General features: G+C 62.5%; 8 protein-coding genes and 1 other RNA gene. 4 read left to right on the forward strand and 5 right to left on the reverse strand.

Annotation, left to right across the window (positions count from 1 at the left end; all coding sequences use genetic code 11):
• Positions 1–89: 89 nt before the first annotated feature.
• Positions 90–245: non-coding RNA, 6S RNA (gene ssrS / locus EN750_RS11915), on the reverse strand.
• A 148-nt stretch (positions 246–393) separates the two neighbouring features.
• On the opposite strand from ssrS, the gene EN750_RS11920 reads away from it, so the two are divergent.
• The 4 genes from EN750_RS11920 to msrB all read left to right on the forward strand — a co-directional run bounded on the left by EN750_RS11920 (position 394) and on the right by msrB (position 3,720).
• Complete coding sequence (locus EN750_RS11920; protein WP_023811813.1) at positions 394–1,233, forward strand: MoxR family ATPase; 840 nt, start codon at positions 394–396, stop codon at positions 1,231–1,233.
• An 86-nt stretch (positions 1,234–1,319) separates the two neighbouring features.
• Positions 1,320–1,766, forward strand: a complete 447-nt coding sequence (locus EN750_RS11925; protein WP_127396541.1) for a GNAT family N-acetyltransferase — start codon at positions 1,320–1,322, stop codon at positions 1,764–1,766.
• A gap of 7 nt (positions 1,767–1,773) precedes the next feature.
• On the forward strand, positions 1,774–2,964 hold the full coding sequence (locus tag EN750_RS11930; RefSeq protein WP_127396542.1) for a VWA domain-containing protein: 1,191 nt from the start codon (positions 1,774–1,776) through the stop codon (positions 2,962–2,964).
• Positions 2,965–3,315: 351 nt separating this feature from the next.
• Positions 3,316–3,720 (forward strand): peptide-methionine (R)-S-oxide reductase MsrB, encoded by a 405-nt coding sequence (gene msrB / locus EN750_RS11935; RefSeq protein WP_127270383.1) that lies wholly within the window; start codon positions 3,316–3,318, stop codon positions 3,718–3,720.
• 83 nt (positions 3,721–3,803) lie between these two features.
• Here the strand turns inward: msrB and EN750_RS11940 are convergent, their stop codons facing one another.
• The 4 genes from EN750_RS11940 to EN750_RS11955 form a co-directional block, all read right to left on the reverse strand.
• Complete coding sequence (locus EN750_RS11940; protein WP_127270382.1) at positions 3,804–4,115, reverse strand: hypothetical protein; 312 nt, start codon at positions 4,113–4,115, stop codon at positions 3,804–3,806.
• A gap of 7 nt (positions 4,116–4,122) precedes the next feature.
• Positions 4,123–4,563 (reverse strand): hypothetical protein, encoded by a 441-nt coding sequence (locus tag EN750_RS11945; RefSeq protein ID WP_127327606.1) that lies wholly within the window; start codon positions 4,561–4,563, stop codon positions 4,123–4,125.
• Positions 4,564–4,613: 50 nt separating this feature from the next.
• Entirely contained in the window at positions 4,614–4,874 is a 261-nt protein-coding gene (locus EN750_RS11950; RefSeq protein WP_013529099.1) for a DUF2312 domain-containing protein, read from the reverse strand.
• A gap of 156 nt (positions 4,875–5,030) precedes the next feature.
• Positions 5,031–6,978: pyruvate carboxylase (locus tag EN750_RS11955; RefSeq protein WP_127396543.1), on the reverse strand; the 1,948-nt coding region annotated here is incomplete at its 5' end.

The following is a 6,978-nucleotide window of genomic DNA, read 5'->3' on the forward strand; positions in this document are numbered from 1 at the left end:
GGGTAGAAAAGGTCAGATCTGGATGGAGTTTTGGGAGCGACGTTTTCCACCGCAATCATCCACCGAAATGCGGGCCGCGTGGCAATAAGTGACGATCCACACAACCGGTGGAGAGAGCGATCCCGGGAACCTACAAAGTAGGTGGGCGCCGTGTGAGAAAACCCACGGGTCTTCCCAGGGACAGCTCCCTAAGGATCGTTAAGGCCCCGGGGAAAATGTTCTCCTGCCGGGAAGCACAGACCGTCCCGCCCAATATAGGCTGCCGGCCGGCTAAGCGCCAGTGAGACGGGCATATGTTTCCATCAGGGTTCAAGCCCATTCGCCGCGGCCGGCGCACCCTTGCACAGGGTGAGCCGCGTCCTTACGGTTGCCATGACCAACCGAGGAGCAAGAATGCGTTTCGAAGGCACGGCGGCCTATGTCGCCGACAAGGATCTGATGGTGGCCGTCAACGCGGCGATCGCGCTGGAGCGGCCCTTGCTGGTCAAGGGCGAGCCAGGCACCGGCAAGACGGAGCTGGCCCGCCAGGTGGCGTCAGCACTTGGCCTCGACCTCATCGAATGGCACGTCAAGTCGACGACGCGGGCGCAGCAGGGCCTGTACGAATATGACGCCGTCTCGCGGCTGCGCGACAGCCAGCTTGGCGACGAGCGCTTCAACGACATCAGGAACTACATCAAGCGCGGCAAACTCTGGGAGGCGTTCGCCGCCGGCAGGAAGGTCGTGCTTTTGATCGACGAGATCGACAAGGCCGACATCGAATTCCCCAACGACCTCCTGCAGGAACTCGATCGGATGGAGTTCTTCGTCTACGAGACCGGCGAAACCATCCGCGCCGCCGTCAGGCCGATCGTCATCATCACCTCCAACAACGAGAAGGAGTTGCCGGACGCGTTCCTGCGCCGCTGCTTCTTCCACTACATCCGCTTTCCCGACGTCGATACGCTGCACAGAATCGTCGATGTCCACTATCCCGGCATCAAGCAGAACCTGGTGCGCGCGGCGCTGACCCAGTTCTACGAAATCCGCGACGTGCCCGGCCTGAAGAAGAAGCCGTCGACCTCCGAGGCGCTCGACTGGATAAGGCTGCTGGTCGCCGACGACATCGCGCCGGAAGATCTGCGCGCCGATCCGAAGAACGCCCTGCCCAAGTTGCATGGCGCATTGCTGAAGAACGAGCAGGACGTGCATTTGTTCGAGCGGCTGGCGTTCATGGCACGAAGGCAGCAATAGGTCAGCAGCAGCGCTTTCCCTCCTGTGGACCGTTGCCCGCAGCCGAACAGGCAGGCAGCCTCGGCCAAACCTTCAGAGGAGATGACATGTCTGAGATTATCGTCCGCCCGCTCGCGCAGTCCGACCACGCCGATTGGCGGCGGCTGTGGACCGACTACCTCACCTTCTATGAGACGAAGCTGCCGGAAGAGGTCTATGCCGTCACCTGGAAGCGGCTGTTCACCGAAGGTGAGTTCGAGCCGAAAGGCTTCATCGCCACGCTGGACGGTAAGGCGGTTGGGCTCACCCACTATCTCTACCACCGCTCAGGCTGGTCGGAAAAAAACAACTGCTATCTGCAGGACCTGTTCGCCGACCCTGACGTGCGCGGCAAAGGCATTGGTGCTGCGCTGATCAAGGCGGTGAAAGAGGAAGCCGACAAAGTCGGCGTCAAGAACGTCTACTGGATGACGCACGAAACCAACACCACCGCGCGCAAACTCTACGACCATGTCGCGCGCCGCACCGGCTTCATCGAGTATGATCTGCTGTAGATAGACAATGTTCATCCCCTTCTTCCTCGAACTGAAGGCTGCGCGTGTTCCCGTTTCGCTGCGGGAATATCTGTCGCTGCTCGAAGGGCTGGAAGCCGGGCTGGTCGACTATGATGTCGAAGGTTTTTATTACCTCGCCCGTGCGGCGCTGGTGAAGGACGAACGCCATATCGACCGCTTCGACCAGGTGTTCGCGCATGTCTTCAAGGGCATCGAAGCACTGGGCGGGCTGGATGCCGTCGATGTCGCCAACATCCCCGAGGAATGGTTGCGCCGCCTCGCCGAAAAGCACCTGAGCGACGAAGAGAAAAAACTGGTCGAGGCGCTGGGCGGTTTCGAGAAACTGATGGAGACATTGAAACAGCGGCTGCAGGAGCAAAAAGGCCGCCACCAGGGCGGCTCGAAATGGATCGGCACCGGCGGCACCTCGCCGTTCGGCGCCTATGGCTATAATCCCGAAGGCGTGCGCATCGGCCAGCATGAAAGCCGCAACCGTCGCGCCGTGAAAGTCTGGGACAGGCGTGAGTTCAAAAACTTCGACGATGCCGTCGAGCTCGGCACCCGCAACATCAAGATCGCGCTGAAGCGCTTGCGCCGCTGGGTGCGCGAGGGCGCCGAGGAGGAATTCGACCTGCCCGGCACCATCCACGCCACCGCCGAACATGGCTATCTCGACGTGCAGACGCGGCCCGAACGGCGCAACGCGGTGAAGCTTTTGATGTTCTTCGATGTCGGCGGCTCGATGGACGACCACATCAAGAGCGTCGAGGAGCTGTTCTCGGCCGCCCGCGCCGAATTCCGCCAGCTCGAATATTTTTATTTCCACAACTGCCTCTATGAGGGCGTGTGGAAGGACAATCGCCGCAGGCATGCCGAGGTGATTCCGACCTCCGACCTCCTTCACAAATACGGTCCGGACTACAAGGTGATCGTCGTCGGCGACGCCTCGATGAGCCCTTATGAGATCGCTCACCCCGGCGGTTCGGTCGAGCACTGGAATCCGGAGGCAGGCAGCGTCTGGCTCGGCCGTCTGCTGCAGCAATGGCCGAACGCGGTATGGCTGAACCCCGAAGACCCCAGGAACTGGGGCTACACCCATTCGATTGCGATGATCCGCGACATCTTCGGCGGCCGCATGTTCCCGCTGACGCTGGCCGGGCTCGAAGGCGCGACCAAGCAGCTTTCAAGGAAGCATTAGTTGTCAGAGGTGCGGAACCATCACCTCAGAGACCATCAATCGTGAAAGTTGGCGCCGCCCCTCACTGTCCTGCCGGACATCTCTCCCCGTAAACGGGGCGAGAGGGCCTGGCCGCAACGCCGGCGCCTTTCTTGCAACGCTGACAATTGGCGAAATCGCGGACGACAGGGCCCCTCGCCCCGTTTACGGGGAGAGGATGCCGGCAGGCAGGTGAGGGGCGGCGCAGACGCCTGAAGAAGGGGGAATTCAACCTTGGAACGTCAGACACTGGGCAGTCGTGTAACAAATGCCTATCTTGACGCGAATATCCGGTTGCAATCAACAACGAGCCGGCAAGGCTGAGGAGATCACATGGACACCCATACCTACCCTGTAACCCGCACCGACGCCGAATGGCGCGCCCGGCTGACGCCGGAGCAGTATGCCGTCATGCGCGGTCACGGCACCGAGCGGCCGGGAAGCTGCGCCTTGCTCTACGAGAAGCGCGCCGGCACCTTTTCCTGCGCCGGCTGCGACCAGCCCTTGTTCGAATCCAAGCTGAAGTTCGAGAGCGGCACCGGCTGGCCGAGCTTCAACGACCCGGTGCCGGGCTCGGTCGAAAACACCGTCGACCGCAGCTACGGCATGGTTCGCACCGAATGTCATTGCGCCCGCTGCGGCAGCCATCTCGGCCATGTCTTCGAGGACGGCCCGCCGCCGACCGGCCTGCGCTATTGCATCAACGGGGTGGCGCTGAAATTCGAGCCTTCGGCCTGAGCCATCCGGGTTCGACACTATGAAAGGGCGGCATCTGTCGCCCTTTTCGTTTAAGTATCCATTGCCCCCCTCTGGGCAGACGATCAGACCACGATCATCGCCACCAGCCACAGCGTAGCGCCCAGCGTCATCATCCAGGCCTTGGCACCGGGTATCTTTTCGGTGGTCCGCCACACCGCCAAGGTCAGGAACAGGCTGTAGGGCACCGACGCGAAATGCACTGCCAGCACAAGCCCGAGCGGCAACTTCAATCCGAGCAGAACGAGCGCCAGCACCGATGCGGCGATGCTGACCGCGGTGCCGACGAGGACAAGGTCGCGCCAGAACAGCCGGTCGAGCGGCACCTGGCCTTGCCAGCGTGAGCGGAAAAAGGAGCCGATACCCTCTGGCAACACCGGATGTCTATCCCTGCCTCAGGACTTCGGTTACCGCGCGCTCGATACGCGAGCATTCGGTCACCAGCCAGTCGGCCATGGCTGGCCAGTTGTCCTCGGCATAGCAGTTCACCCGCCACATCGAATTGATGCCGAGGTCCTCGCAACTCTGTTCCGGCCTGAGCTTCAGCCTGGCTTCGATATCAGGCTGAAACGGCTTCAGCCGCGACCACGCCTGCGTGGCGCCGAACTTCTCGTTGCGACCGAAGAAGACGCCGACCTGGCTCTGCGCCGGCGCGACATACATGGAAAGAACCAAGGCGAAGTCGGGCAGCCCACGCTGCCAGAACCAGGGTCCGCGCCTCGCCATCAGAGCCCTTTCTTCCGGATGCCGCTCGGCGAACAGCGTCCAGAAGCCGCGCTGGCGGAATTCAGAGGCGCGGCGGGCGCCGAAGTCGAATTCGCTCATGGCTCAAACCGTATCTCCGGCAACCGCGTCGGTGCCGGGGCCGGCTAGTCTTACACCATGCCGAGTGCGGCCTTGTATAGATCGAGGATGGTTTCCTCTTCCTGACGCTCGGCCTGGTCCTTCTTGCGCAGCCGGATGATCGTGCGCATCGCCTTGGTGTCGAAGCCGGTGCCCTTGGCCTCGGCGAACACTTCCTTGATGTCGTCGGAAATCGTCTTCTTCTCTTCCTCGAGCCGCTCTATGCGCTCGATGAAGGCACGCAGCTGGCCGGCGGCAACAGTCTGGCTGGTATCGGTGATATCGTCGGCCATATTTTTCTCCAAAAGCATCGGCTCCGCGACTCGCGGACGACTGCGGCAAAATTTGAGCCGGTTCGATGCCCGACCGGCGGCGGCGGGTCAAGCCGTTATCGACCAAGCCACAAGGGGCTGCCGCCAGAAGCCGACAGCCAGTCCGTTTTGCGAACTCTAATTGAAAGCGATCAGCAGATCCTTGGCATCGATCTGGTCGCCTGCCTTGACCAGCACCTCGGCGACCGTGCCGTCGCGCTCGGCATGCAGCGCCGTCTCCATCTTCATCGCTTCGATGGAAAGCAGCACGTCACCGGCCTTCACAGCCTGGCCGGCAGCCACCGAAAGCGCCGAGACGACGCCCGGCATCGGTGCGCCGACATGCGCCTCGTTGCCGGGTTCGGCCTTGCGGCGGGCCTTGGCGGCGGACGCGCCATGCGCCCGGTCGGGCACCTTGACACGACGCGGCTGGCCGTTGAGCTCGAAGAACACGGTGACCATGCCCTTCTCGTCGACATCGCCGATGGCCAGGCAGCGCACCACCAGCGTCTTGCCCTTCTCGATGTCGACGAAGATCTCGTCTTCCGGCTTCATGCCGTAGAAATAGGTCGGCGTCGGCAGGACGCTGACCGGCCCATAGGTTTCCTGCGCGCCGGCGAAATCCGTGAACACCTTCGGATACATCAGCCACGAGGCGAATTCGAACTCCGACAGCTTGCGCTCGAGCTTTTCCTCGATTTCCTTGCGGTTGGCCTTGAGGTCGGCTGGCTTGAGCAGCGAACCGGGCCGCACCGTGATCGGCTTGTCGCCCTTCAGCGCCTTCCTCTGCAGCGCCGTCGGCCACCCGCCTGGCGACTGGCCAAGATCGCCGCGCAGCATCGAGACGACCGAGTCCGGAAAGGCGATATCCTTGTCCGGGTTTTCGACATCGGCAACGGTCAGGTCCTGACTGACCATCATCAATGCCATGTCGCCGACGACCTTGGAGGACGGCGTCACCTTGACGATGTCGCCGAACATCAGATTGACGTCGTGATAGGTCTGCGCCACCTCGTGCCAGCGCGTCTCCAGTCCGAGCGAGCGCGCCTGTTCCTTCAGATTGGTGAACTGCCCGCCCGGCATCTCGTGCAGATAGACTTCCGAGGCCGGCCCCTTGAGGTCGCTTTCGAAGGCGGCGTACTGGTTGCGCACCGCTTCCCAGTAGAACGAGATCTTCCTGATCCATTGCGGGTCGAGACCGGGGTCGCGTTCGGTGCCCTTCAGCGCCTCGACGAGCGAGCCAAGGCATGGCTGCGAAGTGTTGCCGGAGAAAGCGTCCATCGCCGCGTCTATGGCGTCGACGCCGCTTTCCACCGCCGCCAGCACCGTCGCCGCCGACAGGCCCGACGTGTCGTGGGTGTGGAAATGGATCGGCAGGTCGGTCGCCTCGCGCAGCTCCTTGAACAGCACGCGTGCTGCGGAAGGCTTCAGCAGACCGGCCATGTCCTTGACGGCGATGATGTGGGCGCCGGCCGCCTGCAATTCCCTGGCCAGGCCGACATAGTATTTGAGGTCGTATTTCGCCCGCGCCGGATCGAGGATGTCGCCGGTGTAGCAGATCGCCGCTTCGATCAGCTTGCCCTCGGCGCCGACCGCATCCATGGCGACGCGCATGTTGTCGACCCAGTTCAGGCAATCGAAGACCCGGAACAGGTCGATGCCACCGCTTGCTGCCTGCTTGACGAAATGCTGCACGACATTGTCGGGATAGTTGGTGTAGCCGACGCCATTGGCGCCGCGCAGCAGCATCTGCAACAGCAGATTGGGCGCCGCCTCGCGCACCAGCGACAGCCGCTCCCACGGATCCTCGGTGAGGAACCGCATGGCGACGTCGAAGGTGGCGCCACCCCAGCATTCCAGCGATAGAAGCTGCGGCAAGGCACGCGCATAGGTACCGGCGATGCCGGCAATGTCATGCGTTCGCACACGGGTGGCGAGCAACGACTGGTGGCCATCGCGCATCGTCGTGTCGGTGACCAGCACTTGCCTCTGATCGCGCATCCAGGCGGCGAACTTCTCCGGCCCGAGCACATCCAGCTTCTGCTTGCTGCCGCCGGGCACATTGCCGTTGAGGTAAGGCACCACG

This window comes from Mesorhizobium sp. M7A.F.Ca.ET.027.03.2.1 (assembly GCF_003999175.1).
Lineage (GTDB): Bacteria > Pseudomonadota > Alphaproteobacteria > Rhizobiales > Rhizobiaceae > Mesorhizobium.

Bases quoted from the DNA above. Each gene is read 5' to 3' on its own strand.
- EN750_RS11925 (WP_127396541.1), top strand. From the start codon at position 1,320: ATGTCTGAGATTATCGTCCGCCCGCTCGCGCAGTCCGACCACGCCGAT.
- msrB (WP_127270383.1), top strand. From the start codon at position 3,316: ATGGACACCCATACCTACCCTGTAACCCGCACCGACGCCGAATGGCGC.
- EN750_RS11930 (WP_127396542.1), top strand. From the start codon at position 1,774: ATGTTCATCCCCTTCTTCCTCGAACTGAAGGCTGCGCGTGTTCCCGTT.
- EN750_RS11945 (WP_127327606.1), bottom strand. From the start codon at position 4,563: ATGAGCGAATTCGACTTCGGCGCCCGCCGCGCCTCTGAATTCCGCCAG.
- EN750_RS11950 (WP_013529099.1), bottom strand. From the start codon at position 4,874: ATGGCCGACGATATCACCGATACCAGCCAGACTGTTGCCGCCGGCCAG.
- EN750_RS11920 (WP_023811813.1), top strand. From the start codon at position 394: ATGCGTTTCGAAGGCACGGCGGCCTATGTCGCCGACAAGGATCTGATG.